Here is a 25,834-nt window from a genome sequence, read left to right as displayed (position 1 = left end):
TTCGGCTCTTCGTAGGAGCGGCTTTAGCCGCGAGCTCTTTCCTTCAAAATCGCGACATCGCGGCGATTTGGGGGAGAAAGCTCGCGGCTAAAGCCGCTCCTACGAAAAACAAGGGAAGCCGGGCAAGCCGCCCTACAAAGCAAGTCAGGAACGGCCGTACACGTCCTCGAGCCGGACGATGTCGTCCTCGCCCAGATAGCTGCCCGACTGCACTTCGATCAGCTCGACCGGCTCGGTGCCGCGATTGCGCAACCGATGCACGCTGCCCAGCGGGATGTAGGTGCTTTCGTTCTCGTGCAGGTCGAACACCTTGTCGTCGCAAGTCACCTCGGCGACGCCCGACACCACGATCCAGTGCTCCGCGCGCTTGTGGTGCTTCTGCAGGCTGAGCGCGGCGCCGGGCTTGACCACGATGCGCTTGACCTGGAAACGCTCGCCCATGTCGATCGAATCGTAGCTGCCCCAAGGACGATAGACCTTGCGGTGGAACAAGTGTTCCTGGCGGCCGGCGGCCTTGAGCTTGTCGACGATGGTCTTGACGTCTTGCACGCGGTCCTTGCGCGCCACCAACGTCGCGTCCGGCGTGTCGACGATGACCAGATCCTCGACCCCGATCGTGGCGATCATGCGCCGCTCGGAAGCGCGCACCAGGCTGTCGCGCGTATCCACCGAGATCACGTCGCCTTCGTAGCGGTTGCCGTCGGCGTCGCGTTCGGCCACCGCCCATAGCGACGACCAGGAACCGATATCGCTCCAGCCGCAACTCACCGGAACTACGGCCGCGCGGTCGGTCTTCTCCATCACGGCGTAATCGATCGAATCGGACGGACCGACGGCGAATGCGTCCTTGCCGACGCGCACGAAATCCAGGTCGGTTTGCGCCTGCGCATAGGCCTCGCGTGCGGCGGCGAGGATCGCGGGCGCATGCCGGGACAGCTCGTCCAAATATCGCTGCGCTTGGAACAGGAACATGCCCGAATTCCAGGCATACGTACCTTCGGCCAGATAGCGTTCCGCGGTGGCCAGTTCGGGTTTCTCGACGAATTTCTCGATGCGGAATCCATCGTCGCTCAATGCCTGGCCACGCAGGATGTAACCGTAGCCGGTCTCCGCGTAGTCGGGGCGGATGCCGAACGCCACCAGCCAGCCTTCCGTTGCGAGGGAAGCGGCATGAGCGACCGCGTCGCGGAAAGCCGCTTCGTTTTCGATCAAGTGATCGGCCGGCATCACCAGCATCGTGGCCTGCGGATCCTTCGCGACCAAATGCAACGCGGCTAGAGCGATGGCGGGCGCGGTGTTGCGCGCGACAGGCTCGAGCAGGATCCCTCCATTGCCGACGCCGATGGCCTGCAACTGCTCGCCCACCATGAAGCGGTGTTCTTCGCTGCAAACCGTCACCGGGGGCTGCGCTCCCGGCAGGGCTTCGGCACGCCGCACCGTCTCCTGGAAAAGCGACAGCTCACCGATCAGGGCGAGGAATTGCTTGGGCAGGTTCTGGCGCGAGAGCGGCCACAGGCGCGAACCGCTGCCGCCGCTGAGGATCACGGGATGGAGCATGGAGGGGGACGTCCTTGAGAAGTCGCCGCATTTTATACGCTTCGGGCAAGCCCGCTTCCCGGGACGGACGGCATGGTCAGGCCCAGTTAGGCTACGTTCCTGCGCGGGTCAACGCGTCGCCAGCAATCTCTCGACCAGGCGTTCGGCCAGCGTTTCCGCATCGTAGGCCACGGTGTCCAACGAAATCTCCGGGCGCTCGGGCGCCTCGTACGGCGAATCGATGCCGGTGAAATTCTTGATCAAGCCGGCGCGCGCCTTGGCGTACAGGCCTTTGACATCGCGCCGTTCGGCCACGGCCAATGGCGTGTCGACGAAAACTTCGACGAATTCGCCTTCGCCGAACAGCCCGCGCGCCATCCGCCGCTCGGCGCGGAACGGCGAGATGAAGCTGACCAGCACGATCAAGCCCGCATCCACCATCAGCTTCGCCACTTCGGCGACGCGGCGGATGTTTTCGACGCGGTCCTCGTCGGTGAAGCCCAGATCCTTGTTCAGGCCGTGGCGGACGTTGTCGCCGTCGAGCAGATAGGTGTGATGGCCCATCGCCAGCAGGCGTTTCTCGACCAGATTCGCGATGGTCGATTTGCCCGATCCCGACAAGCCGGTGAACCACAAGCAATAAGGATGCTGGCCCTTGATCCGCGACCGTGCGGCCTTGTCGACATCGACGTGCTGCCAGTGGATGTTGCCGGCGCGGCGCAAAGCGAAGTCGATGGTGCCGGCGGCGACGGTGGCGTCGGTCTGCCGGTCGATCAGCACGAAAGCGCCGAGCTCGCGGTTGTCGGCGTAGGCCTCGAACGGGATCGGCTGGTCGAGATACAGATTGCAATACGCGACTTCGTTCAAATCCAGATGCTTGGCGGCCAAGCGCTCTTGCGTGTTGACGTCGACCTTGTGCTTGATCTCTGTGACCTGGGCGCTGACCGTGCGCGCGCCCGACTTCAACCAATACGAACGTCCGGGCAACAAGGGGCTGTCGCCCATCCACAACAGGTGCGCGGCGAACTGATCGGCGACTTCGGGCGCGTCGGAGGCGGCGGCGATCACGTCGCCCCGGCTGACGTCGATTTCGTCGGCAAGGGTCAGCGTCACCGCGCGGCCGCGGCCGGCGCGCGCGAGATCGCCGTCGGCGGCGACGATGCGCTCGATCGTCGACGCGCGTCCGGAAGGCAGCACGATCACCCGCGCGCCCGGCACCGCTTCGCCGGCCGCCACGGTGCCGGCGAAACCGCGGAAATCCTGGTTAGGCCTCGCCACCCATTGCACCGGCAGACGCAATCCCAGATCGCGCCCGGCGGGCGATATCTGCGCGTTTTCCAGGGTTTCGAGCAAAGTCGCGCCGCGATGCCAAGGCATCGCCGCGGAACGCGCCTGCACGTTGTCGCCTTTCAGCGCGGACAGCGGAATGGCGTCGACTTGCGTTATTCCGAGCCGCTCCGCGAGCTCGCGATAACCGGCGACGATGCCTTCGAATACGGCCTGGTCGTAATCGACCAGATCCATTTTGTTCACCGCCAATACGACATGGCGGATGCCGAACAGCGAGACGATGTAGCTGTGCCGCCGCGTCTGCGTGAGCAGGCCTTTGCGCGCGTCGACCAGCACCACCGCCAAATCGGCGGTGGAAGCGCCGGTGGCCATGTTGCGCGTGTACTGCTCGTGGCCGGGGCAGTCGGCGACGATGAAATCGCGCTTGTCGGTGCCGAAGAAACGATAAGCGACGTCGATGGTGATGCCCTGCTCGCGCTCCGCCGCCAGGCCGTCGACCAGCAGGGCGAAATCGATCTCGCCGTTCTGGGTGCCGTGGCGCAAGCTGTCGGATTGCAAGGCCGCGAGCTGGTCGCCGAGCAGCAGCTTGCTGTCGTGCAGCAGTCGGCCGATCAGCGTGCTCTTGCCGTCGTCGACGCTGCCGCAGGTGATGAAGCGCAGCAGGCTCTTGGTTTCGTGCTTGCGCAGGTAGGCCGCGACTTCGGCGGCCGCATCTTCGGTGCGCGCCATCAGAAGTAGCCCTCCTGCTTTTTCTTTTCCATCGAGGCGCTCGGGTCGTGGTCGATCACCCGCCCCTGCCGCTCCGAGGTGGTGGCGACGAGCATTTCGGCGACGATCTTCTCCAAGGTGTCCGCTTCGGATTCGATGGCGCCGGTCAGCGGATAGCAGCCGAGCGTGCGGAAGCGCACTTTCTTCAGCGCGGGACGCTCGCCTTCGCGCAAGGGCAAGCGTTCGTCGTCGACCAGGATCAGCGCGCCGTCGCGCTCGACCACCGGCCGCTCGGCGGCGAAATACAGCGACGGCACCGGGATCTTTTCCCGGTAGATGTACAGCCACACGTCCAGCTCGGTCCAATTCGACAGCGGGAACACGCGCACCGATTCGCCGGGTTGGATGCGAGTGTTGTACAGATTCCACAGCTCGGGCCGCTGGCGCTTGGGATCCCAGCGGTGCTGGGCGTTGCGGAACGAGAAGATGCGCTCCTTGGCCCGCGATTTCTCTTCGTCGCGGCGCGCGCCGCCGATCGCGGCGTCGAAGCGGCCCTTGTCCAAGGCCTGCTTCAAGGCCTGGGTCTTCATCACGTCGGTATGCACGGTCGCGCCGTGGCTGAACGGCCCCACGCCCTGGGCCAGGCCTTCGGGATTGGTGTGGGTGCGCAGCTCCAGCCCGGTTTCGGCCGCGCGTCGGTCGCGGAAAGCGATCATCTCGCGGAATTTCCAGCCGGTATCCACATGCAGCAGCGGAATCGGCGGCCGGGCCGGATAGAAAGCCTTTAGCAGCAGATGCAGCAGCACCGAGCTGTCCTTGCCGACCGAGTACAGCAGTACCGGGTTGCGGAAGCCGGCGGCCACCTCGCGCAGGATATGCAGGCTTTCGGCTTCCAGCCGGTCGAGGTGGGAAAGCGGAGTCGAAGTCACCGGGCGGTCGGGTCTGCGGAACGATCCGGCATCTTAGCCCCGCCCATCGGCGGCCAGGCCCTTCCCGGCGCGCCGAGCGGCGGACGGCTCGTCATGAGCTTATGCCGCTCGGGTCGCCCGCCGGCAGCCGAACCGCTAAAATCCCGGTTCTGCCTTCAGGCTCGGCATCGCTACTTGGCGCGGCCGGGCCCGCCGCCCCCACAAGGAACCCTCCCCGATGAAGATCCTCGTCGGCTACAAGCGCGTGGTGGACTTCAACGTCCGCATCCAGGTCAAGCCGGACGGCTCCGGCGTGGTCACCGACGGCGTCAAGCTGTCCGCCAACCCCTTCGACGAAATCGCCTTGGAAGAAGCCCTACGGCTGCGCGACAAGAGCATCGCGACCGAAGTCGTGGTCGCCACCATCGCCCCGGCCGACGCCCAGGCCCATCTGCGCAACGGCCTGGCCATGGGCGCCAACCGCGCCATCCACGTGGTCGCCGACCAGCCGATCCAACCGCTGACCGCCGCCCGTACCCTGCTCAAGCTGATTGAGAAGGAACAACCGGACCTGGTGATCCTGGGCAAGCAGGCGATCGACGACGACGCCAACCAGACCGGCCAGATGCTGGCCACGCTGTGGGGCCGGCCGCAGGCCACTTTCGCTTCCAAGTTGGACGTGGCCGACGGCAAGGCGACCGTGGTGCGCGAAGTCGACGCAGGGCTGGAAACGCTCGAAGTCGACTTGCCGGCCGTCGTCACCACCGACTTGCGCTTGAACGAACCGCGCTTCATCAAGTTGCCGGACATCATGAAGGCCAAGAGCAAGCCGCTGGAGACGATCCCGTTCGCCGACCTCGGCGTCGACGCCGGCGACACGCTCAAGACCACGCATTACGCCGCGCCGGCCAAGCGCAGCAAGGGCGTGATGGTGAAGGACGCGGCCGAGCTGGTCGCCGCACTGAAGCAGAAGGGGTTGCTGTAATGAGCAAAGTACTCATCGTCGCCGAACATCTGGACGGCAAGCTCAACGCCGCCACCGCCAAATGCGTGTCCGCCGCGCAGGCGCTGAAGCCGGAAACCATCGACATCGTCGTGCTGGCCGCCGATCCGGGCGCCGTCGCCGCGCAAGCCGCGCAGATCGCCGGCGTGGCCAAGGTGCTGACGGTCGCGAACGCGGCCAATGCCAATGCGATCGCGCAGGTACTGGCGCCGCAAGTCGCCGCGCTGGCCAAACAGGGCTACAGCCACGTGTTCGGCCCCAGCACCACCTTCGGCAAGGATCTGATGCCTTGCGTCGCCGCGCTGCTCGGCGTGGCCCAGGTGTCCGACGTGATGGCGGTGGAAGCCAGCCATACCTTCAAGCGCCCGATCTATGCGGGCAATGCGATCGTCACGGTCGAAGCGCCGGCCGACCACGCCGTCGTCGCCACCGTACGCACCGCATCGTGGCCGGAAGCCGCGCAAGGCGGCAGCGCCGCGGTCGAAGCCGCGTCCATCGATGCGGCCCTGCCCACGCACACCCGCTACGTCGGCCTGGCGGCCGGCAAATCCGACCGCCCCGACCTGCAGAGCGCCAAGCGCGTCGTCTCCGGCGGCCGCGGCGTCGGTTCGGCGGAGAACTTCAAGATCATCTACGACTTCGCCGACAAGCTCGGCGCCGCGGTCGGCGCCTCCCGCGCCGCAGTCGACGCCGGCTACGTGCCCAACGAACTGCAGGTCGGCCAGACCGGCAAGATCATCGCGCCCGAGCTGTACGTCGCCATCGGCATCAGCGGCGCGATCCAGCACCTGACCGGCATCAAGGACGCCGGCACCATCGTCGCGATCAACAAGGATGCGGATGCGCCGATTTTCGAGATCGCGGATATCGGCCTAGTCGGCGATCTGTTCAAACTGCTGCCAGAGCTTCAAACGGCGCTCTAGGCGTGACTAGGGGAGCGCTTCCCAGCTGACCGGATAATCGGAAACGTGCGGTCCGCCGAAGGTGCTCCCATTGCCGTTCCACATATGCAGATCGCCGTACGGCCCTCTCAACAACACGTCGGCGCGACCATCGCCGTAGTAATCGCCGATGGCCACAACGGTATAGCCCGAGGGAAGCGGCTGACCATAGGCCCGCACCACGTTGGCGCCGCTCATGATCCAGTAAGCGAGCGTGCGCGAACTGGGTTGATACCACAGCACATCGCTCTTGCCGTCGCCATCCACATCAGGACTGCCGATGATCAGCCAGCTGGCCGGATAGTCCGAAACGTGCGGTCCGCCGAAATTGGAGCCGTTGCCGTTCCACATGTGTAAATCGCCGTACGGCCCCTGCAGCAGCACGTCGGCGCGACCGTCCCCGTAATAATCGCCGTTCGCCACCACGGCGTATCCAGCGGGCAAAGGTTGACCGGACGAACGCACCACATTGCTTGCATTCATGATCCAGTACGCCAATGTGCGCGAAGTGGCTTGGTACCACAGAAGGTCGCTTTTTCCATCCCCGTCCACGTCGGGGCTGCCCAATATGTTCCAACTATTCGGATAACCCGAGCTGATCGTGCTCGCGGAAAAGGCGTTGCCGTCGCCTCGCCATAGAGTCATCTCGCCGTTCTGGCCTTTGATGACGACATCGGCATGGCCGTCCGCGTCGTAGTCGCCGTTGGCGATCAACGTATAGCCGGCGGGAAGATTTTGACCATAAGAACGGCCGACGCTAGCGCCGTTCATGATCCAATACGCCAGGATCCGCGAGGTCGGCTGGTACCAAAGGACGTCGCTTTTGCCGTCGCCGTCCACGTCCTTGCTCGCCTTCGAGACCGGACCGACGCTGGCGCGAAATGCCGCGATGATCGGCATGGTTTGATTCATGCTCAATGCGTTGTCGGCCGAACCGGCGACGCCGGTTGGGCGCCCGCTGAACTGGATGGACGGATTGGCGAAATAACGTATCGCCGTTTGGCTGCTGTTGCCCAGGCGGTAGGCCATGACGGTATAGAAACCATTTGTGGTCGACTCGCGATAACCGTAGGAATACGGATGCGCGCCGGCACTCGTACTGTCTTCGCGGTTATGCGCCTGGCCCATGTTGTGGCCCATCTCATGGGCTAGCGATTCGTCTCTGCAGAAGTACGTGCTGCCGTCGCCTTCGTCGACATCCGAGCCGTCGCTGACGACCGAGTAGCCGAACGGCGCGTCTTCTTGAGTTACGGGTTCGCCGCCACTGCCGATCAGCCATGCGATGCCGCAGCCGTTGTTCTGCGGCGTCCTGAAATCGCGCACGAGCGCGACCAAATCCGCGCCGTACGCTTCCCTGGCCGCGCGCAAGCCTGCGAACGCAGGATCGGGCGTGGTAGGACCGTTATTGGTGTACCCGCTCAGTTTCTCCAGCGCATTCCCGTTGTCGGTATCGTCCTGGAAATTCACCGCAACGGTCGTCACAAGCTTGACCTGCGCGTTGATCCCGCTGTTCGCGTACGCCTGGTTGGTGACTTCGATGAGATTGTTCAGCCGGGTAATGGCTTGCGACGTGCCGCCCAAGGCGGCGGCGTATCCGTTCGTGTAGCCGATCGCCACGTCGATCGTCGTCGCCGCTGCGGCAGCTGCTGCGGCGGAGACAGGAGCCGCGGCGGCGGTTAGATGCCGGACCGGCGGCGCCAGAGAAGCGCTCAGCGCATTGGACGCCGCCATCTTCGGAGGAACGAAATAATCGCTCTCTCCGCCTCGACGCACGCCAGGATCGCGTTTGGGGAGCCGGTTACGATCGCCCGCCACCAACCATGCTCCGCCCATCGAAGTGGTCAGGCGAAGCGGCTCGTCGCCGGGTATCGATACCGAACCGAACACCGCCTTCTCGCCGAACGTGAGCACGGCGCTCGTGCCGTCCGCATTCCGGCCGATCCAGGTCCAGTTCCCGTCGGGATGTTCGACATGACGCTCATAAGCGAGCCTGATCGTCCCGCCATCGGGAGAGGGAATGCTCAATTGGCCGCCGGCGTGAGCCGCCTTCAATGCATGCTCTTCGCTCAACAGCACCGGATACGCCTTATAAGCGCCGCTGCTGCGAGGCTTGCGCCCTTGTTCGTAAGCGATGAGGCTTCCGCGATCCGGCAAGGATGCGAAAGCACGCGGCGCCGCCATGCCCGCAGAAGATGCGCCGAGCGCGGATGCTCGCTCCGCCGCATTCGGCCGGCCGCTGGCCGCTATGCTTGTGGCTCTGGTCGAATCCCAATCGGATGTGCAACCCGTCAGAATCAACAATATTGCTGCCAGCGAATGTGCGCGCATGATCGGGTCCGCCTCATCGACGAGGGTAGGATACGTCCAGACTAGGGCAGAGTTCATGCCCGCCTTTAGCAAGGGCACCCTCACATCGTGACGCCGGTCACACGCCTATTCAGCAGAAATTCACGAAGCGTGCACAGCCCCGCACTCCGTACGCAGTAGGCGTGGCCGCCGGTTAGGACGGGCACGGCGCGGCAAGGCGCAACCGGCGAACTTGACGCTCCCCAATGCGGTGCCCACACTTTCTGCACGTAGGTCGCCGGCGATGCTTGTCTCCGGGTCGAGGATGAAAGAGTGAACACGCCTGTGGAGCCGCAGTTTGACCGTTACGCGCGAAGCTATCGCGACCTGCACAAGGACAGCATCCGCGCCAGCGGCGAAGAGCCCGATTATTTCGCCGCCTACAAGATCGCCTATCTCGCCGATGAATTGCGCAAGGGACCCGGGCCGGTCGAACCGCAAGACATCCTCGACTTCGGCTGCGGCATCGGCAACTCGATTCCGCATTTGGCCAAGGCTTTTCCCGACGCGCGAGTGCATGGCCTGGACGTGTCGAGCGAAAGCATCGAGATGGCACGTACGGGAAACCCGCAAGCCTCGTTCGGAGTGATAGGCGAACAGCTCCCTTTGCCGGATAGCTCCATGGACGTGGCGATGGCCGCTTGCGTCTATCACCACATCCCGCCCGCAGAAAGAGCGCACTGGACGCGCGAGCTCCACAGGGTGCTCAAACCTGGGGGCAGGATGTTCATTTTCGAACACAATCCGCTCAACCCCATGACGCAGAAGGTCGTCCGCGATTGTCCCTTCGACGACGATGCGATCCTGCTTCCGAGGAAAGAGTCGCTTTCGCTGTTGTCCGAAGCAGGTTTCAGCGAGCCTAGGGTCGACTACATCGTCTTTTTCCCGAAGTTCCTCGCATTGCTCCGCCCGACCGAAAAGTACCTCTCCCGCCTGCCGCTGGGCGCCCAGTACGTCGCATGCGCGCGCGCTTAGCGCGGGGAAACGGCGATCGCAGGCGCCGGACCGGCCTTAGAGGAATAACGGAATGATCATCGGAAACGGGTTGCTCGCGCGCAGCTTCGCGCTGGAGTTCTCGACCGATCCCGATATCGTCGTATTCGCCTCCGGCGTCTCCAATTCCTCGGAATCACGCGCCTCGGAATTCGCGCGGGAGCGAGCCTTGCTCGACCGCGCGCTCGACCAACGCCGCTTGCTGGTCTATTTCGGGAGCTGCGGCGTGGCAACGGCCGAACAGGATCCGAGTCCGTACATGCAGCACAAACAGGAAATGGAAGCCAGGGTGCTCGATTCCGGCCACGGCCTCGTGCTGCGGCTGCCGCAGGTGGTGGGAAGCACCAGCAATCCCCATACGCTGATCAATTTCATGCGCGACCGGATCCTTTCCGGGCAATCGTTCACGGTCTGGTCGAAGGCTCAGCGCAACCTGATCGACGTCGACGATATCGCGGCGATCGGCGGCCGGTTGATTCGCGGACACCGCATCGCGCCCAAGCCGATCTCGGTAGCCGCACCGCAGTCCCTGACCGTGATCGAGATCGTGGGGCTCATGGAGCGTATCCTGGGACGCAAGGCGCATTACGTGGTTGAGGACCGGGGGGCTCCGCTGCGGATAGACGCCGACGAAGCCTGCGCCGCGGCCGCGGACCTCGGAATCGACATGGGGCCCGGCTATGCGGAGCGCATCTTGCGCAAGTACTACGCCCCCTGAGGTCGCGCCGCGGCCGATCATGGGCCGACGACCGGCCCGGCTATAATTGGCCGGCCCCCCAGCGCTGAACTGCATGACGCCCACCGGCCCATCTCCCGACATCGACGTTTCCGTGGTCGTGCCCGTCTATGGCGGCAGCGCCGCGCTTCCCGAACTATGTCTGCGTCTGAAGCGAACCATGCAGTCGGCCGGACTCTCGCACGAAGTCATCCTGGTGGACGATCGCGGGCAAAAGGAAGCATGGCCGATAATCGCCGGTCTGGCCGCGCAGCATCCCGAAGTCGCCGGCTTGCGCCTGGGCCGTAATTTCGGCCAGCACGCCGCCACCATGTGCGGAATCGCGGAAGCGCGGGGGCATTGGGTCGTCACCATGGACGACGATCTGGAACACCCGCCGGAAGCCATTCCGGAACTGCTTGCCGCGGGCGACGCGGACCATCCTCTGGTCTACGGCGTATTCGGGCAGCGCACCCACGCGCGTTACCGGAACATCACCTCCGAACTGATGCGGTGGACGTTGAAGCGCGCGTTCCCGGATCTCAACGAAGACTACACATCGTTCCGCGCCATCCGTTCTTCGGTCGCCAGGGAACTGGCGTCGTTCGGGCTCAGCAGGCCGTACATCGACGGCATGCTCTCCTGGATCACTTCCGGAGTGAAAACGGTGCAGGTCGCGCACGGAGAACGCCAGCATGGCCGCAGCGCGTACACGTTGCGGAAATTGCTGTCGCACGCGGTGAACATCTTCGTCACCTTCTCGCATCTGCCGCTGCGCTTGGCGAGCTATTGCGGCGGAGGCTTGGCGGCGCTGAGCTTCCTGTGGCTGATCTGGATCCTGTACGGGAAGCTGACGGGCAGCATCACTAGCCCCGGATACGCTTCATTGATGTCGGTCGTGCTCTTCGCCTGCGGCATCCAACTTGTGATTTTGGGCGTGCTGGGCGAATACGTCGGCCGGCTGATGGGCGCCGCTTACAGGAAGCCCGTCTACGTCGTGGTCAACCGGACGTCCGTACCGGCGCCGGTGTCCGCATGAGCGGCGGCTTTTCGACGAGACGCACAGCAGAAAGCAAGCCGGCCGACCGCACGAAGCACGGCCGCCTCGGACTTTCGGGCGGACAGCGGATCATTGCGGTCGAATTCGTCCGCTTCGTGGTCCTGCGCGCGGTATGCGCGGTGTTCAGTTACGGGCTCTATCTCTTGCTCCTGCTATGGCTGCGCTACGAAGCGGCTTATGTGATCGCTTTCCTGGCGGGGATCGGCCTGGCTTACGTGGTGAGCGCCGTATTCGTATTCCAGGAACCCATGCGCAAACGTTCCGCATTCCGGTTTCCATTCGTTTATTTGCTCCAGTTCGTGCTTTGCCTGGTGCTGCTGAGGGCGGGCGTCGAGCTGATCGGCATACCCGAAGCGCTCGCGCTTGCGTTCGCGGTGGGCATCACGCTGCCGCTGACCTTCCTCCTTTCCAGATGGATCGTCCGCGCCGGCTGAAGCCGAGCGCCCAACCGCACTACCTACGAGGTCGAATCAATGGATCAGGTCACCACGGGCATAAGGCGGGTACTCTCCGCACCGATCGTCTACGACACATTCCAATCCATACTCGGTGGATCGTCGGCGCGCCGCCGCATCTGCCAGGAGCATATTCGGGCCCGCGACGGCGACACGATCGTCGACGTGGGTTGCGGCACCGCGGAACTGCTCAACTTCTTGCCCAAGAGCGTCCATTACTACGGTTTCGATCTTTCGCCCGATTACATCGAGGCGGCGAAGTCGCGTTTCGACGGACGCGGGGACTATCACTTCCGCTGCGCGGATTTGAACACGCTCGGGCCCGACGAGATCCCGCCGTGCGACCTGGCCATAGCATTCGGCGTCCTGCACCACATCGGCGACGATACGGCACGCACCCTGATCGGCAGCCTTCGCGACCGCCTGACCCCCGGCGGTCGTCTGGTCACGATCGACAACGCCTTCGTCGAGGGCCAGTCCTTCATCGCGCGGGAATTGATCAGGCGCGACCGCGGCCAGCATGTCCGCCGGGCCGAGGAATACCTGGAACTCGTCCCGGACGGATACCGCGAAAAGAAGATCACGATCCATCACGACCTGTTGCGAGTGCCCTATACGCACCTGATCATGGAATGCGTCAAGTAACTGCAGGGCGACGCCGTCCGGAAGCTTCGCCGAACGCTCAACTGGCCACGGACTGATATGGGCACCCCCGCACAAAGACGATCCGCGGCCACCGGCATCTGGGTCTACTGGCTGCTGCTGGCATGCACCGTCGCCGTCGTGTCGCTGACGCTGTTCGGCAACTACCGGTTCGTCTTCCACAGCGACGGGGCGATCAAGTCCGTGCTCGCGCAGATGGCGTGGGCAGAAGGCCGATTCGTGCCAACCGAATGGGTATATGCGAACGGCGATCTCATGTTCGTCGGCCCGCAGTTCTTCTCGATCCTGCTGCACCCGTTCACAGGAATCGGCTACGGCTCGAATGCGGCGGCGGATCTGCTCGTGTATCTGTGCATCGTCGCTTCGGCGTTTTTCTGCTGCCGCGTATTGGAAAGGCCGCTCCGCTTGGCCGCGGTTCTCGGTTGCACGCTCATCGCCGGAGGCGTCTCGGCTTCCAGCTTCGAATTCGTGATCGGCCAAGGCATCTATGGCTTGTTCGCCGCTTTCGCCTTGCTCTTGTTTTCGCTGCCCGCCTCGGAAGCCGACGGCAGACCGATCGGCCGTTTCGGCGTATTCTGCGCCGCGGCGCTGGCCGCGGCGGTTTGTTCGTCCAATCCGATCAGGGGCTGGGTCACGATCGTGCTTCCGATCGTATTCGGCTGGATCGCAGCAAGCCTTCTGGGGCCCGCGCCGTCTTGGGAAACGCGCCTGCGCCGCTTGCACAGCCCTACGATCTACAGCTCGGTCGCCGGGGCTCTGCTCGGCAGCGCCGCTTACCAGTGGTTGCTTCGCCCATCCATCGTCAATTTCGACGCCGCCGCACGGCTAGGCCTGGCCGATCTGCCGGTATTGGCCGAACATGTGCGCAAATTGCCGTCCGCGTGGTTCGAATACTTCTGGGTGGCGGGCCCATGGGATTCGTTGACGCCCGCTGCGCGCATCGTGCAGTACTTCGCGTGGCTGCTCGCGGTTCTGGCCATCGCCGCGCCGGTTTGGGTCGTCCTGACGCCGCGCCGGCACGGCCGGGGATTGCTCGTTTTCGCTTGGATCGTCTTGGCCGCATACGGCACCAGCCTCGGAGCCTTGATGGCGGCTTCGGAGTTGTTCACCGCAGCCATCGAAATCCGCTACGCCACATTCGCGATCTTCGGTTCGCTTTGCGTACTGGCCGCGCTTGTCGCTCGCTGGGCGAATCGGATCGCACCGGCACGCTGGGCGTCTTTCGCACTCGCCGTCGGCGCGCTATCGACCTGCCTCGTTTGGCGCGCCGCCCATCCCTCCGACTATCGCGATCACGACGTCGTCTACGCCGATCGCGAAGCCTTGATCGACGCGCTGGAACGTTCCGGGGTGGGGGCGATCCTTACCACCTACTGGCACTCGCACGTCACCACCGTTTTGTCGGAAGGCCGCGTCGTCGCCTATCCGGTCGGCATAGGCAATCAACTGTCAGCCTTTCCTCATCACATGCCGAGGGCGGCGGTCGCGGGCCGCGGCGGCGCCAAGCAGGCCGTTGTGCTCACCCGCAACGAAAGCACCGCAGCTGCGTGGGGCGCCGTCGAATACCAGCTCGGCGCGCCGCGACGCAAACTCGATCTGGGCAACTATCAGGTCTGGATCTACGACCGGAATATCGTCGCCGCCGTTTTAGGGTTCGGATACGAACATGACGCCCAGGTACGGCCGGACCGTTTGCGCGTCCGTCTCTCGCAAGCCACGCTTCCGCCTTGTCGCGCGCAAGAAGCATGCGAAACCTGGTTAGAGGTCACCAATACCGGCCAGCTGCCGTTGGCGACCGCCGGATCGCGTCCCTTGCGGCTCGGCTTGCAGGGCTTGGACGCTAACGACAATTTAGTGGTTCAAGACCTCGGTCGGGCCGATTTTCCCCACCCCTTGCCGGTCGGCGCCACAGAACGAGTCAGAGTGCCGTTGCCGGCCTCGCGTCAGGCCGAAGTCGCTTCGTACCGGGTATGCCTGCTGCAAGAGAACATCGCTTGGTTATGCGATCGCACCCAGGCTCCTTCTCTCTCTGCGCGCATCGATGCCGCGGTGGATCCGGCGCAGGCGTCGATAGGCTTGGAAAGCGCGTCTTTGCCCGCTTGCGCAGGCTCGGGCCAGGCTTCCTGCTTGCACCGGATGACGGTTCAAAATCAAGGGAATACCGCTCTCGTTACGGCCGGTTCGTTGCCGATGCGTGTCGGCATACAGGGCCTGGATGCGGCGGGACGCGTCGTCGAATGGGATTTGGGTCGCGCCGATTTCCCGCGGCCTCTCGCGCCCGGCGCGCGAGCCAGTATCCTGATTTCGGTGCCTCGCTCTCCGAATAAACCGATAAGCCGCGTGCGTTTGTGCCTCCTGCAGGAAAACGTGGCTTGGCTTTGCGATCGAACGGCGGTTTTGGCGCCGCCGCAATAGCATGCCGGCCGAGCGCAGCCCGAGCATGGATGATCCGCCGAGCCGTCCTGCGCGCGCGCGTTCCTTGAACGCCGTACTGTGCCTTTTATTGCTGTGCACCGCCGCAACCGTGGGCTGGATATTGTTCGGCCCGTACCAAGCCGTTTTTCACAGCGACGGCGCGATCAAGTCGGTTCTTGCACAACTCGCCTGGCAAGAGGGCCGACCGATTCCCGCAGCCTGGGTATACGCCAACGGCGATCTGATGTTCGCAGGCCCGCAGGCGCTCACGCTGCTGTTCTACCCGTGGATGGGCGCCGGCTACCAAGCCAATGCCCTGGCGGACTGGATCGTCTACCTGCTGCTGCTGACGGTATGCGTTTGGACCTGCCGCTCGCTCGACCGCAACAGAAGCGACGCTGCGCTGGCGGCTGCAGCATGCGCGGCCGGCGGCCTGTCGTATCTGAACTTCGAGTTCGTGATCGGACAAGGCACCTATGCCGGCCTCACCGCACTCGCGCTGGTATTGTTCGTGTTGGCAGCTCGCTGCGACGGGGCGGCGCGCATGCGTCCGAGCCAGATTCTGGCGACGGCGGCCGTTTTGGCGGGCATCGCCTGCGCTTCCAACCCGAGACGCGCGTGGATCACCATCCTGGTGCCGATTTTCGCAGGATGGGCCGCATCACGATACCTCCACAGCCATGGCCCTTGGCGCGAACGCGTTCGCTCCTTGTTCGGCAGGACGATCGTCGCCATCGCCATCGGCGCGGCCATCGGTACGATCGTCTATCGATGGATGCTGCAACCGTCCATGCTCAACATCGACGCTGCCGCGCGGCTGCAGCTCGCGGCACCGGGCGCCTTGGCCGAACATCTCCTGAGATTGCCCGGAGCATGGTTCGGCTATTTCCGGATCGCCGGCGATTGGGGTTCGCTCGGGCGGGCCATGCGCTTTCTGCAATGCCTCCTGTGGTCGCTTTCTGTCCTGTTGATTTTGGCGCCCATCCGGGTCGCGGCCAGCCCGTCGCGCTACGGCCGCGGAATGCACGCGTTCGCTTGCATCCTATTGGCGGCCTACGCTTGCAGCTTCTTCGCGTTGGTAGTCATGGCGGGGTTATTTAACGACGCCACCGAGATCCGATATGCGACGTTCGCGATCTACGGATCGCTATGCTTGACCGCCGTCGTGATCGCCGACGCTGCAGGCTCTCGCCCGGCCTTCGCGCGCGGCTTATTGCTAGCCCTCGGCGCGAGCGGATTGGCCTTCGCGCTCGCGTGGCGCGCATCGAACCCGATCGCGATGCCGCGTAATGGCGTCACCTTGGCGGAACGCCGGGCGCTTATCGAAGGCCTATCGGCCCGCAGCGTCGGCGTCGCTCTGGGTAGCTACTGGCAATCGCATGTGACGACGGTTCTGTCCGAAGGACGGCTCGTCGTCTACCCGGCCGCCTTCGATACTCAGATCTCCCCTTTCCCCCACCATGCTCCGCGCATTGAAATAGGCTCGAGCACGCGCCGGCAGGCAGTCGTGCTCACGCGCGATGAACTGGCCTCCGGCATGGGGCAGGCGATTCAGGAAGAACTGGGCGCTCCCGTGGAAAGGGCCGACATAGGCCCCTTTCAGGCTTGGATCTACGACCGCAATATCGTGCGGGAAGCGATGGCCTTCGGTCACGAATACGACCGCCCCCTGCCGGCGGATGGATTGCGAGTCCTGTTGTCGAAGACCACCGTCGATGCCTGTTTTTCGGCGACGCCCTGCACAGATCGGCTGTGGGCCAAGAATGCCGGGCATCTATCGTTGGCGAGCGCGGGCATTCGGCCGCTGCGTCTCGGATTCCAAGGACTGGACATTAGCGGACGCCTGGTGGCCCACGATCTCGGGCGCGCCGATTTCCCGCATCCCTTGCCTCCGGGCGCCTCCGGTCGAATGAGGCTGGCGCTGCCCGTCGCATCGGATCCGCGCATTCGCACTTACCGGATCTGCCTGGTTCAGGAAACCGTCGCCTGGCTTTGCGAACGCACGGCCGCGTCGGCCGATGCCGGACGCGCGGCGCCGGAGCCTATCGATCCGGCGCCGTAGGTTTCAGACGGTAGAGGGCGCCGGCGGCGTGACGTGATACGTCTCGTAGTCGCAGAACGCGACCTTCTTGTACGCCGCGCAAGTCGGGAGGAATTCGGTGGTGAGCCAAGCATTGGCGCTCTGCCATCCTTCGCGCTTGCACATCAGCAATTTGTTGTCTCCGTAGCATAGCGGCGCAAGGCCATGCGCGGGATCGGTCAAGTAACGCACTACGCCTTCATTCACGCCGGGCCAATCGGCATTGTAGAAATCGTCGACGAAGACGATGCCATCGGCATGTAGCCAGGCGCTCGCAAGCGCCAAGTCGTTGAGCACATGCTCTCGCGTGTGACCGCCGTCCACCGAGAGCAACCTCACCTTCTGCCCGGACAGATGCTCGTCGAGACTGTTCGGTCCGAGATCGAGACTATTGGCGCGAATGGCGATCACCCGTTCGCGGTCGCCCAGATAAGTGTCGATGTTCTTCCATAGCGCCGCGCGATCGCCGCGACCCGACCAATCGATGTTCAAGTGCTGATCCTCGAACAGGTCCAGCGCCAAAGCCTTCTCGTCCGAGCGCGCCAGCATCGCGAAAAGCAGGAACAATCGCCCGTGGTGCACTCCGATCTCCAGCACGGGCCCGCGGACCCCTGCGGCCTTCTGCCTCCTGTCCGCGGCCAAGATCAGCGAAATCGCGCCATCGCCGAGCCAACCCTCCACGAGACGATGCTGTTCGCCTTCGACATAGTTACTCAAAGCCTGTTTATGCACGAACTGTCTCCTGTAGGTATGCGGCCTTGTCGGCCATCAAGATGCTTTGTATTCGTCGAGCCAGGCCGGCAGACTGACGCGGTATTTCTCGGCGCCACGCGCCAAATGATCCCAGAATCCGGCGGTATTCAGGAAATGGGCTTCGGCCAGGAAAAGCTGCCGGTACCGCTCCGGATGCTTGCTCAGGAGCAATGCGTCCTTTTCGAAGAATCGGTTGCGCTCGGCCTGCGACTCCCTTTCGATGTCGCGCCGGTGCGCGGGGTGAAAGACCTCCACGTCGGCCGCATACGGAACACCCCCTTCCGTTTGCATGCGCCAGCCGAAATCGGTGTCTTCCCTGAAATGCGGATTGTCGAAGGACAAGTCAAATCCATCCAAGCGCTGGAAGACATCGTTCTTGACGAACAAGTTGGCCGTCATGAAACCAACCCCCTCAAATCCCACGTTGGTCACTGCTCGCCACTCCGGGTCGCCGACATGCTCCGATCGGACGAGCCCTTCCACGCCGACAACGGTGGGATCGGCAAGCCATTTGCCGGCATTAGCCAGCCACTGCGGGGTTGGTTCGCAGTCGTCATCGGTATAGGCGATACAGGCGCCGGTCGCCAATCGCCCACCCGTATTACGCGCATGCACGGCCCCCTTGACCTCGCTTTTCACGTAATGGAGATCGAACCCATAAGCCGCGTCCGCTCCCGGCCATCGCTCGCGCGACTGGTCGACGACGATGACCTCGAAGTCCTTCTCTTCCTGCGCCTCCAGGCAAGCCGCGAGCGCGTCGAGCAGATGGTGGCGTTCATAAGTCGGCACGACCACCGAAAAGCGCGGCTTCTCGCGTTGGCGCTGGGAAAGGAACTTCTGCAGCAAACGGCCTAGGTCGGGCGAAATGCGTTCCCAGGAATAGAAATCCTCGACGACCTTCCGCGCTTTTTCGCCGATCGACGCGCGCCGCCCCGCATCGTCCAGCAGTCCGTTCAGCGTACGCGGAATATCCGCCATGGCGCACGCGACGAAGGGCGGCTCTCCAGGCGAAACGATGCCGCGAGCTCCGATCGGCGTAGTGACGACCGGCAAGCTGGCGCTCATGAAGTCGAACATCTTGATGCTCGTTCCGGAGCCTGCGTCCAATGGGTTCACCGCGACATCCGCGGCTCGCATCCATCGCCGCTTGTCTTCTTCTCCCAGCACGCCCAGCAAACGCACATTGCTGCGCGAACGGCCGTCCAAGGCCTGGCAGCAGCTCCCGATGAGCGCATAGTCGGCGCGAGGCACCGCCGCCGCCAGCTCGTCGGCGATGTATGCGGCCGCAGCGTTGTTGGGGCCGTAGTCGGAACCGAGGAAAACCACGACGGGCCTGTCGCCCAGCCCCAGTTCCTCCCTGGCGCGTCGCTTCTCGTCGGGGCCGGTCGCGCCGACCGCGAAGCTGAAGATGCCGTTTACCGCGATCCGCAGCTTAGACCACGGCACCTCATAGATCCGCGCGAAGGTTTCTCGGTCTTCGTGAGAGCAAGCCACGATCAGATCGGCGTCGCGGCATAGCTGCAGCTCGCATTCGACGGCGCGGCGCAGGAGTTGCGCCGCCTGCGGCAGGTCTTCGTGCAAGGACAACCTAAGCACCGATTCCACGTTGTGCGAGTCGTAGACCAGCAATTGGCGTCTGTCGACCGCTTCGCGCAAGGCGGGATACGCCCATGGATGCGAAAAGACCACGATGTCGGCTTCTTCGATGTGTCGGCGCGCGACGTCCAGGAAAGCGGGCGACAGATGCACCTGGTCGGCGAAGGCGATATCGATCATCACCCTGCCCTCCATCCGGTCCGCCAAGGCTTCCGCGCTTGCGTGATGGGCTTCGGACAAGGGAACCAACACTTCGCGCAGATTCGGCGTGAGCATCTGGTCGCGCGGCGCTTCGCCGCGCCAATCGTAGGTGCCGACGTAAGTAGCGTGCATATCCGGGCCCAAGGCATGGTATAGGCCCAACAACCTCTGGCGCCCTCCCCCGACGGCGGGCGTTATCGGCTGCATATCGATAATGGTGACTTTGCTCATCCTTTCCCTTTTTGTCGTCAGGGCGCGGTTCCCTGTATGCGCGCCCTCAACCGTCAATCGCCGCCTCAATCAACCTGCGCGCTACGCGTTCCCACGAAAGCCCATTGACCCAGGCCTTGCCGCACAGGCCCATGCGCACGGCCAGTTCGCGGTCGGCGGCCAGCGCGTCGATCGCCCTGCCGATGGCCTGCGCGTCGGCTTCGCAAACGAAGCCGTTCTCGCCGTTGCGGACGATCGCGGCCGCCTCTCCCGAATCCGAACAGGTAATCACCGGCTTCCCGCTGGCGAAGGCTTCCAAAGTGACGTAACCGTAGTCTTCCCGCATCGGCGTGAACGGGACCGCCAACGCATTGGCATAGAGGTCGAGAAGCGCGGCATCCGTCACGCGCCCGAGGAATTCGATCCGCTCGTCTCGTGCCGCCAGCGCTCGCAGCTCTTCGTCCGCCTCCCCTACTCCCGCTATCTTCAGCCGCACGTCCGCCGAAACATGGCGCATCGCTCTGATCGCCAGGTCGACGCGCTTCCAAGGATGCAGACGGCCGGGAAGGAACAAATAGTCTCCGGACCGACCTTCGCGGAAATGATTGTTCCATAACGGCGGATGCAGGACCTCCGCATCCAGCCCGTTGCTTTCGCGCAAGCGCCGCGAAACCTCCTCGCCGATCGAGAATACGGCTTTGCAACGCGGAGGAGACATGCCGCCGGTGTCGAGGCGGTGGATCAGGTCGCGTTGCGCCCTCTGTTCTTCGTTCGGCGCCGGGAACGACCAGTCGAACATGTCGTAGAAAACACGGATGGTGTGGACCAGATAGCAGACATGGTTCGGATGCCTCACCATCCAGGTCGGAGCCTTGGTCGAAACGACCATGTCGTAGCTGGAAACGTCAAGGTCGTAACACGCCAAATAATTGCGCTTGATCTGTTCGAAGTCGGGTTCATCGGCCCGCAAGCGGATTTCCTCCGCATCGTGCCCGATATCCCCGAAAGCCTTGACCAACGCGGAGAAGAAGCGTTCCGCGCCGCCGGATTGGTCGCCCGCAATGCCGGTCGTTATCACCGCGATCCGCACCCGCTCAGCCCCCCAGCCTGCGCAGATCGGCGTCCACCATCATCCCTATCAGCTCCTTCAAGGAGGTTTGCGGCGACCATCCCAACCTATCCCGCGCCTTGGAGGCGTCGCCAAGCAGCACGTCCACTTCCGCAGGCCTGAACAGGCTCGGGTCTACGACGACATGGTCCTCGGCTCTCAGGCCGACATGATCGAATGCGATTTGGCACATGTCGCGCACCGTCGTGGTCTTGCCGGTGGCGACCACATAGTCGTCCGCCTCCGGTTGCTGAAGCATCAGCCACATCGCCTGCACGTAATCTCCTGCATATCCCCAATCGCGCTTGGCGTCGATATTGCCCAGGCGAAGCTCGCTTTGCAGACCCAGCTTGATCCGGGCCACGCCGTGGCTGACCTTCCTGGTCACGAACTCGATCCCGCGCAGCGGCGATTCGTGGTTGAAAAGTATGCCGCTCGAAGCGTGGAGCCCGAAGCTTTCCCGATAGTTCACCGTCGACCAGTGCGCCATCACTTTCGCGACTCCGTAAGGGCTGCGCGGATAAAACGGCGTCTTCTCGTTTTGCTTCTCCGCCTGTATCAGCCCGAACATCTCGCTCGTGGAAGCCTGGTAGAACCGGCATTTCGGATTGACGATGCGAACCGCTTCGAGCACGTTGAGCGCACCGACGCCGTCCACCTGTGCGGTGACCAAAGGCTGCCGCCAAGAGCTGCCGACGAAACTCTGCGCACCCAAGTTGTAGAGCTCGGATGGCGCGGACGCCTCCATGGCGTGGATGAGCGACGCCAGGTCGGTGAGATCTCCGTCCACGAGCCGCACATCGTTTTCGATCCCCAGTTCGCGCAACCGCCAGAGCGTATCGCTGCTGCGGCGCGCAAGCAGACCGTTCACCGCATACCCTTTCTCGAGAAGCAGTTTGGAAAGATAGGCGCCGTCCTGGCCGGTAATGCCCGTGATCAAAGCGCTTTTGTTGCTCATGGGTGGTTCCTTGCGTACGTAAGGATGTCGTTGAGAGTGGTTTCGAAAGCGATGCGGGGCCGCCAGCCCGTGTCGGCGCTCAGGAGCGCAGGGTCGGCGACCATCCGCCGCTGCTCGACCGGGCGGAGCTTGGCGGGGTCTTGGCGCACTTCGGGGTTGATGCCGGCGATCTCGCACATCGCACGCAGTATGTCCCGCACGCGGCGTTCGACCCCCGACCCGATTACGTAGGTGGCCCCCGCCGCGCCTGCGGCGAACATCGCCGCGTAAGCTGCGACGATATCGCGTACGTCCGTGAAATCCCGGGTCGTATCGAGATCGCCCGCTTCGACGATGGGACCTCGCTCTCCCTTCTCTATTGCCGCGATCTGGCGCGCTAGGGCCGGCAGCACGAATCTATCGTCCTGGCCGGGTCCCACATGGTTGAACGGCCGGGCGATGACGATGTCCAAGCCCGTCGTCCGTCGCCATTGCAGGCACAGCTGTTCGGCCGCGACTTTGCTGGCCGCATAGGGATTGCGAGGTTCCGGGATCCGGCCCTCGTTCACAGGCAATTGAGACTCCGGCACCAGCCCATACACGTCCCCGGAACTGACGTAGATCATCCGTCCGGAAAAACCGGTCTGGTCGAGCGCCTGAAGCAAATTCAGCGTACCGATTAGGTTGATCTCGAAGGTTTCGCGCGGATCGGCGAACGATTGCGGGACGAAACTCTGCGCCGCGAGATGCAATACCGATTCCGGCCCGACGCGATCGATCAGATCGCGAAGCGCCTGCGCATCGCGCATGTCCAGCCCTTCCGGCGTCCCGTGGAATTGGGCCTCGCCGAACAAGCCGGACTCGACCGCCATACGGACGTGCCGACCGACGAATCCGCTCGCCCCGGTCACGAGCAATCGTCCGACCTTGCGGTGCATCGGCCTCAAGCTCACGGCCGCCATGCTAGAACCGCATAGTCGGGCGCCGCGTTCAATGCGGCGAGCAAGACGTTGACGGAAGCCGAACCCGGCACCTCGTCGGCAAGGAGCGGAGGCGCAGCGATCTCGCGCATTGCGGTCAAGCGCTCGACCGTCGCGCCGTCGAAGCCGCGCGCGCCCACCACCCACCTCAGCGTTTCCGGCGGAATGGGATTGCGGTGCGTGGGATCCAGGTAGAACGACAGCGTGGCCACCGAACTGTTCTCCGGATTCGGCGTTTCAAGCAGGATCAGACCGCCCGGCCGAAGCACTCTCCTCGCCTCATCCAGAAGGCGGATGACGTCCTCGAACGCCAAATGCTCGACCAAATGCATGGACGTGATCGCGCCTATCGATTCGGACGGCATCGCCCTCATGCAATCGATGGCGTCCCCTTCTACGACGTCCAGACCCTGCCGCTTGCAGATATCGATGAAAACGCGGTTCAGATCGATGCCGCGTCCGACCAAGCCGTGATCGCGCAGGAGCTCCAACCATTCGCCGCGTCCGCAGCCGATGTCCAGGACCGGTGCGTCCTGCGATCCGGCGCCGACCGCCCGCACGAACTCCAGGTAAGGTTCGCATCGCCCGCGCACGAGCGCGCGGTCGCCGCGGAAGGCGTCCTCGAAGGCCGCGTACAACGGCGCCAGGCGTTTCGAAGCCGCTTGCTGACTGCGCCGCCTGTCCTCCATGTCTTCGACGACGGGCGCGATGCGTGACAAACGCTGCTTCGTCTCCTGCAGCGAGGAAGCGGTCCGCTGTAGATCTTCTTTCAGGCTCTGCGCCGAGGCTCGATCTTTTACGGCCGAAGTCTCGATCGCGGACAATCGGGCCGAAAGCTTCGCCAGCCGTTGTTCGAATTCGCCGACCGCCGTATTGAGCGCGCGGCCGACGTGATGGGTTTCGTGGTCCTGCGCCGCTTCCAGCGCGAGCTGGCGATTCGCGGCGGTTCCGAGCATGGCGAAACCGCGCAACCACGAAATGACGGGGCCGATTACCGGCTTGCGCCGCCAGGTATGCAGCAGATATGGGGCGAGCAGTCCGTCGATGTGCACTTCGCGGGACCGTCCTTCGGCCGACCAGCGCAACTTGCCGAGTATCTCGACCTTGCTCAAGGCCCCGCTTCGCAACATGGCCACGAAATGCTCGAAACCGCCTTCGTCCGGCGAGCGGCGCAAAACCGTGCGGTACGCGGTGTCCACGAAATCCGCGTCCGAGTAATGCAGCAATTCCGATAGGGTGTATTGGCGCTTCGAAGGCAGACGAGGCACGGCCGGCCGCCAAGCGGGTGCCGCTTCCGGCCCGATAGGAACCGATTCGGCTTCCACCCCGTCTTTTCTCCTTTTTATTTCGGCGCGCACGCGATCCATCACCTCGTCCAACGACGGCTCCTGCTCCGAGACAGGCGGCGTCCGCGCGAGATCTCGCCTAATTTGCTCCATCATCTCGTCGAGGTCGCCCGCGCCTTGCTTGTTGTCGCTCATGCTGTCTCCATGCCGTTTCGAGCGGAGCCGCTATCCGGACGTCGGCTCGCCGCAACGATCGATTTCAATGCCTCGGCGCTCTGCGCCCAAGTAGCCCAATGACGCGCCCCCGTATTTGCCTCGGCGCGTCGATCGAGCCACGCGCTGATCGCGTCGGCGATGGCTTCTGCGGAGCTACCTTCGAAATACGTCGCCGCATCGCCCGCCACTTCGCGGAAAACGGGAATATCCCGCACGAGCAGGTCCAAATTCAGCTTCCCGGCCTCGACGATTGGCAGGCCGAAACCTTCGCCTTGCGAAGGGGCCAGCAGCAGATCGCAACGGCGATATAGCGATGCCAGCACGCGATCGTCCGGCCCTTCGACCCAGCGCAGACGCCGTCCGGCCTCGGGATGCGAACGCAAAGCCTCGGCCAGTCGCGCGACCCGCCAGCCTTCGCGGCCTGCGATGATCCACTCGACATCGCACCCCCGGCTCCAAAGCAGTTCGAACGCCGCCAGAGCTTGGGCATGCCCTTTGCGCGGCTCAAGCGTGCCAACGGTCAGCACCCTCGCCGCCTGCGAACCGGCGGGCAGCACTTCGGCATCGGGAGCCGGCGGCATGTCCGCGCCGAGCGGAAATACGGCCAGGCCGCAAGCGGGTTCGGCCAAACCGCGTTCAGCCAAAGCGTCGCGCAGCCGCATAGCCGTGTCGGAGGAGACGCACAACGCACGGTCGCCGCAAGCCGAAAGCACCGCAAGCCACGATTCGTAATCGCGCACGACCTCGTCGGGAAACCACTGCGGATCGGAAAGCGGAAGAACATCATGGACGACGAGACTCGCTTCCGTTCCTGCGGCGCGCAGCGCTTCGAGCGCGGACCGCAGCTCGGTCGCCCGGCCTCGGCAAAAATCCAATCCGAGCAGACGATCGTGCGCGCGAGGCTGTACGGCGTCGTCCGGTCCCAAGAGCGCGGCGGGCACGCCCAGGAATCGAGCGAGGAATCTTCGCGCGTGATGATAGCGGCCCTGCACGAGACGCACCGGCTCTATCCTGCAGCGCTCTGGCGGGCTGAATAGCATTTCGGCCAGCAACCTTCTCGTCACGCGCTGCACTCCCGCGCCGAGATCTTCGCTGTCCAGCATGGTGACATCCACCAACCATCTTGGACTGACGCCGTCGTCCGCGGCCAGAACCTTCGACACCCAAGGTGCCGCAAGCAGTGCGCGGTCGGGTGCGATTCCGTCGGCACCGAACGCGCACCGTTTGGCGCCGCTTGCGCCAACGGGCCGCAGCAGCCGCATCGCCGCGCGCAGCGGAGCCGTCAAACGCCAGCTCCTGCTCGATTTCAATGAAGCCAATTCGGCCTCGAGTTCTGAGCTACGCGCAGCCTGCTCCGTCAATGCGATCCACAAACGCCAAGCGTCGTCCGCGTCTTCGCTCGGAATGGGTTGGGCATCGATGCTCTTCATGAAG

General features: G+C 63.9%; 20 protein-coding genes. 9 read left to right on the top strand and 11 right to left on the bottom strand.

Annotation, left to right across the window (positions count from 1 at the left end):
* Positions 1–144: 144 nt before the first annotated feature.
* The 3 genes from FCE95_RS16560 to cysD form a co-directional block, all read right to left on the bottom strand.
* Positions 145–1,557, bottom strand: a complete 1,413-nt coding sequence (locus FCE95_RS16560; protein WP_137268136.1) for a mannose-1-phosphate guanylyltransferase/mannose-6-phosphate isomerase — start codon at positions 1,555–1,557, stop codon at positions 145–147.
* Positions 1,558–1,665: 108 nt separating this feature from the next.
* Positions 1,666–3,555 carry a sulfate adenylyltransferase subunit CysN gene (cysN, locus tag FCE95_RS16555; protein ID WP_137268135.1) on the bottom strand — a complete coding sequence of 630 codons (1,890 nt, stop codon included), beginning with the start codon at positions 3,553–3,555 and terminating at the stop codon, positions 1,666–1,668.
* A complete protein-coding gene (cysD, locus tag FCE95_RS16550) occupies positions 3,555–4,463 on the bottom strand; it encodes a sulfate adenylyltransferase subunit CysD (protein ID WP_137268134.1) in 909 nt (302 codons plus the stop codon). The genes cysN and cysD overlap by 1 nt, the downstream gene beginning before the upstream one ends.
* Positions 4,464–4,680: 217 nt before the next feature.
* Here cysD and FCE95_RS16545 point away from each other — a divergent pair, with 217 nt between their 5' ends.
* Positions 4,681–5,427, top strand: coding sequence for an electron transfer flavoprotein subunit beta/FixA family protein (locus tag FCE95_RS16545; RefSeq protein ID WP_137268133.1), 747 nt, complete (start codon positions 4,681–4,683; stop codon positions 5,425–5,427).
* A complete protein-coding gene (locus tag FCE95_RS16540) occupies positions 5,427–6,368 on the top strand; it encodes an electron transfer flavoprotein subunit alpha/FixB family protein (protein ID WP_137268132.1) in 942 nt (313 codons plus the stop codon). Before FCE95_RS16545 ends, FCE95_RS16540 begins: the two co-directional genes overlap by 1 nt.
* 6 nt (positions 6,369–6,374) lie before the next feature.
* Here the strand turns inward: FCE95_RS16540 and FCE95_RS16535 are convergent, their stop codons facing one another.
* On the bottom strand, positions 6,375–8,771 hold the full coding sequence (locus FCE95_RS16535) for a reprolysin-like metallopeptidase (RefSeq protein WP_137268131.1): 2,397 nt from the start codon (positions 8,769–8,771) through the stop codon (positions 6,375–6,377).
* 234 nt (positions 8,772–9,005) lie between these two features.
* On the opposite strand from FCE95_RS16535, the gene FCE95_RS16530 reads away from it, so the two are divergent.
* The 7 genes from FCE95_RS16530 to FCE95_RS16500 all read left to right on the top strand — a co-directional run bounded on the left by FCE95_RS16530 (position 9,006) and on the right by FCE95_RS16500 (position 17,095).
* Positions 9,006–9,707: a class I SAM-dependent methyltransferase gene (locus FCE95_RS16530; RefSeq protein WP_137268130.1), complete on the top strand. Its 702-nt coding sequence runs from the start codon at positions 9,006–9,008 to the stop codon at positions 9,705–9,707.
* 52 nt (positions 9,708–9,759) lie between these two features.
* Positions 9,760–10,443 (top strand): NAD-dependent epimerase/dehydratase family protein, encoded by a 684-nt coding sequence (locus FCE95_RS16525; RefSeq protein WP_137268129.1) that lies wholly within the window; start codon positions 9,760–9,762, stop codon positions 10,441–10,443.
* A 73-nt stretch (positions 10,444–10,516) separates the two neighbouring features.
* Positions 10,517–11,479 carry a glycosyltransferase family 2 protein gene (locus FCE95_RS16520; protein ID WP_137268128.1) on the top strand — a complete coding sequence of 321 codons (963 nt, stop codon included), beginning with the start codon at positions 10,517–10,519 and terminating at the stop codon, positions 11,477–11,479.
* The gene (locus FCE95_RS16515; protein WP_137268127.1) at positions 11,476–11,934 is read left to right on the top strand and encodes a GtrA family protein; all 459 of its coding nucleotides are present in this window, start codon (positions 11,476–11,478) and stop codon (positions 11,932–11,934) included. Before FCE95_RS16520 ends, FCE95_RS16515 begins: the two co-directional genes overlap by 4 nt.
* 39 nt (positions 11,935–11,973) lie before the next feature.
* Entirely contained in the window at positions 11,974–12,600 is a 627-nt protein-coding gene (locus FCE95_RS16510; protein WP_137268126.1) for a class I SAM-dependent methyltransferase, read from the top strand.
* 57 nt (positions 12,601–12,657) lie between these two features.
* Positions 12,658–15,033 (top strand): hypothetical protein, encoded by a 2,376-nt coding sequence (locus FCE95_RS16505; protein WP_137268125.1) that lies wholly within the window; start codon positions 12,658–12,660, stop codon positions 15,031–15,033.
* 64 nt (positions 15,034–15,097) lie between these two features.
* Positions 15,098–17,095, top strand: a complete 1,998-nt coding sequence (locus FCE95_RS16500) for a hypothetical protein (RefSeq protein ID WP_137268124.1) — start codon at positions 15,098–15,100, stop codon at positions 17,093–17,095.
* A 3-nt stretch (positions 17,096–17,098) separates the two neighbouring features.
* On the opposite strand, the gene FCE95_RS16495 is transcribed toward FCE95_RS16500, so the two are convergent.
* The 7 genes from FCE95_RS16495 to FCE95_RS16465 are packed head-to-tail and all read right to left on the bottom strand — an operon-like array spanning position 17,099 to position 25,830.
* A complete protein-coding gene (locus tag FCE95_RS16495; RefSeq protein ID WP_137268123.1) occupies positions 17,099–17,845 on the bottom strand; it encodes a class I SAM-dependent methyltransferase in 747 nt (248 codons plus the stop codon).
* Between the two features lie 36 nt (positions 17,846–17,881).
* On the bottom strand, positions 17,882–19,894 hold the full coding sequence (locus tag FCE95_RS16490; protein WP_137268122.1) for a glycosyltransferase: 2,013 nt from the start codon (positions 19,892–19,894) through the stop codon (positions 17,882–17,884).
* 46 nt (positions 19,895–19,940) lie between these two features.
* Positions 19,941–20,963 (bottom strand): glycosyltransferase family 4 protein, encoded by a 1,023-nt coding sequence (locus FCE95_RS16485; protein ID WP_137268121.1) that lies wholly within the window; start codon positions 20,961–20,963, stop codon positions 19,941–19,943.
* A gap of 4 nt (positions 20,964–20,967) precedes the next feature.
* Positions 20,968–21,939 carry a GDP-mannose 4,6-dehydratase gene (gene gmd, locus FCE95_RS16480; protein ID WP_137268120.1) on the bottom strand — a complete coding sequence of 324 codons (972 nt, stop codon included), beginning with the start codon at positions 21,937–21,939 and terminating at the stop codon, positions 20,968–20,970.
* Positions 21,936–22,856 (bottom strand): GDP-mannose 4,6-dehydratase, encoded by a 921-nt coding sequence (locus tag FCE95_RS16475; protein WP_137268119.1) that lies wholly within the window; start codon positions 22,854–22,856, stop codon positions 21,936–21,938. Before FCE95_RS16475 ends, gmd begins: the two co-directional genes overlap by 4 nt.
* 11 nt (positions 22,857–22,867) lie before the next feature.
* Positions 22,868–24,379: a methyltransferase domain-containing protein gene (locus tag FCE95_RS16470; protein ID WP_137268118.1), complete on the bottom strand. Its 1,512-nt coding sequence runs from the start codon at positions 24,377–24,379 to the stop codon at positions 22,868–22,870.
* On the bottom strand, positions 24,376–25,830 hold the full coding sequence (locus FCE95_RS16465; RefSeq protein ID WP_223266954.1) for a glycosyltransferase family 4 protein: 1,455 nt from the start codon (positions 25,828–25,830) through the stop codon (positions 24,376–24,378). Before FCE95_RS16465 ends, FCE95_RS16470 begins: the two co-directional genes overlap by 4 nt.
* Positions 25,831–25,834 lie beyond the last annotated feature (4 nt).

This window comes from Luteimonas gilva (assembly GCF_005239095.1).
Taxonomy (GTDB): Bacteria; Pseudomonadota; Gammaproteobacteria; order Xanthomonadales; family Xanthomonadaceae; genus Luteimonas_C; species Luteimonas_C gilva.
Note: the sequence above shows the minus strand (reverse complement) of the source record. Positions and strands in the feature narration are given on the sequence as shown.

What these genes read in the sequence shown, in the direction of transcription:
- FCE95_RS16560 (WP_137268136.1), bottom strand. Translation starts at nt 1,557, where the DNA reads ATGCTCCATCCCGTGATCCTCAGCGGCGGCAGCGGTTCGCGCCTGTGG.
- cysN (WP_137268135.1), bottom strand. Translation starts at nt 3,555, where the DNA reads ATGGCGCGCACCGAAGATGCGGCCGCCGAAGTCGCGGCCTACCTGCGC.
- FCE95_RS16545 (WP_137268133.1), top strand. Translation starts at nt 4,681, where the DNA reads ATGAAGATCCTCGTCGGCTACAAGCGCGTGGTGGACTTCAACGTCCGC.
- FCE95_RS16540 (WP_137268132.1), top strand. Translation starts at nt 5,427, where the DNA reads ATGAGCAAAGTACTCATCGTCGCCGAACATCTGGACGGCAAGCTCAAC.
- FCE95_RS16535 (WP_137268131.1), bottom strand. Translation starts at nt 8,771, where the DNA reads ATGAACTCTGCCCTAGTCTGGACGTATCCTACCCTCGTCGATGAGGCG.
- FCE95_RS16525 (WP_137268129.1), top strand. Translation starts at nt 9,760, where the DNA reads ATGATCATCGGAAACGGGTTGCTCGCGCGCAGCTTCGCGCTGGAGTTC.
- FCE95_RS16520 (WP_137268128.1), top strand. Translation starts at nt 10,517, where the DNA reads ATGACGCCCACCGGCCCATCTCCCGACATCGACGTTTCCGTGGTCGTG.
- FCE95_RS16515 (WP_137268127.1), top strand. Translation starts at nt 11,476, where the DNA reads ATGAGCGGCGGCTTTTCGACGAGACGCACAGCAGAAAGCAAGCCGGCC.
- FCE95_RS16510 (WP_137268126.1), top strand. Translation starts at nt 11,974, where the DNA reads ATGGATCAGGTCACCACGGGCATAAGGCGGGTACTCTCCGCACCGATC.
- FCE95_RS16505 (WP_137268125.1), top strand. Translation starts at nt 12,658, where the DNA reads ATGGGCACCCCCGCACAAAGACGATCCGCGGCCACCGGCATCTGGGTC.
- FCE95_RS16490 (WP_137268122.1), bottom strand. Translation starts at nt 19,894, where the DNA reads ATGAGCAAAGTCACCATTATCGATATGCAGCCGATAACGCCCGCCGTC.
- gmd (WP_137268120.1), bottom strand. Translation starts at nt 21,939, where the DNA reads ATGAGCAACAAAAGCGCTTTGATCACGGGCATTACCGGCCAGGACGGC.
- FCE95_RS16475 (WP_137268119.1), bottom strand. Translation starts at nt 22,856, where the DNA reads ATGCACCGCAAGGTCGGACGATTGCTCGTGACCGGGGCGAGCGGATTC.
- FCE95_RS16470 (WP_137268118.1), bottom strand. Translation starts at nt 24,379, where the DNA reads ATGAGCGACAACAAGCAAGGCGCGGGCGACCTCGACGAGATGATGGAG.
- FCE95_RS16465 (WP_223266954.1), bottom strand. Translation starts at nt 25,830, where the DNA reads ATGAAGAGCATCGATGCCCAACCCATTCCGAGCGAAGACGCGGACGAC.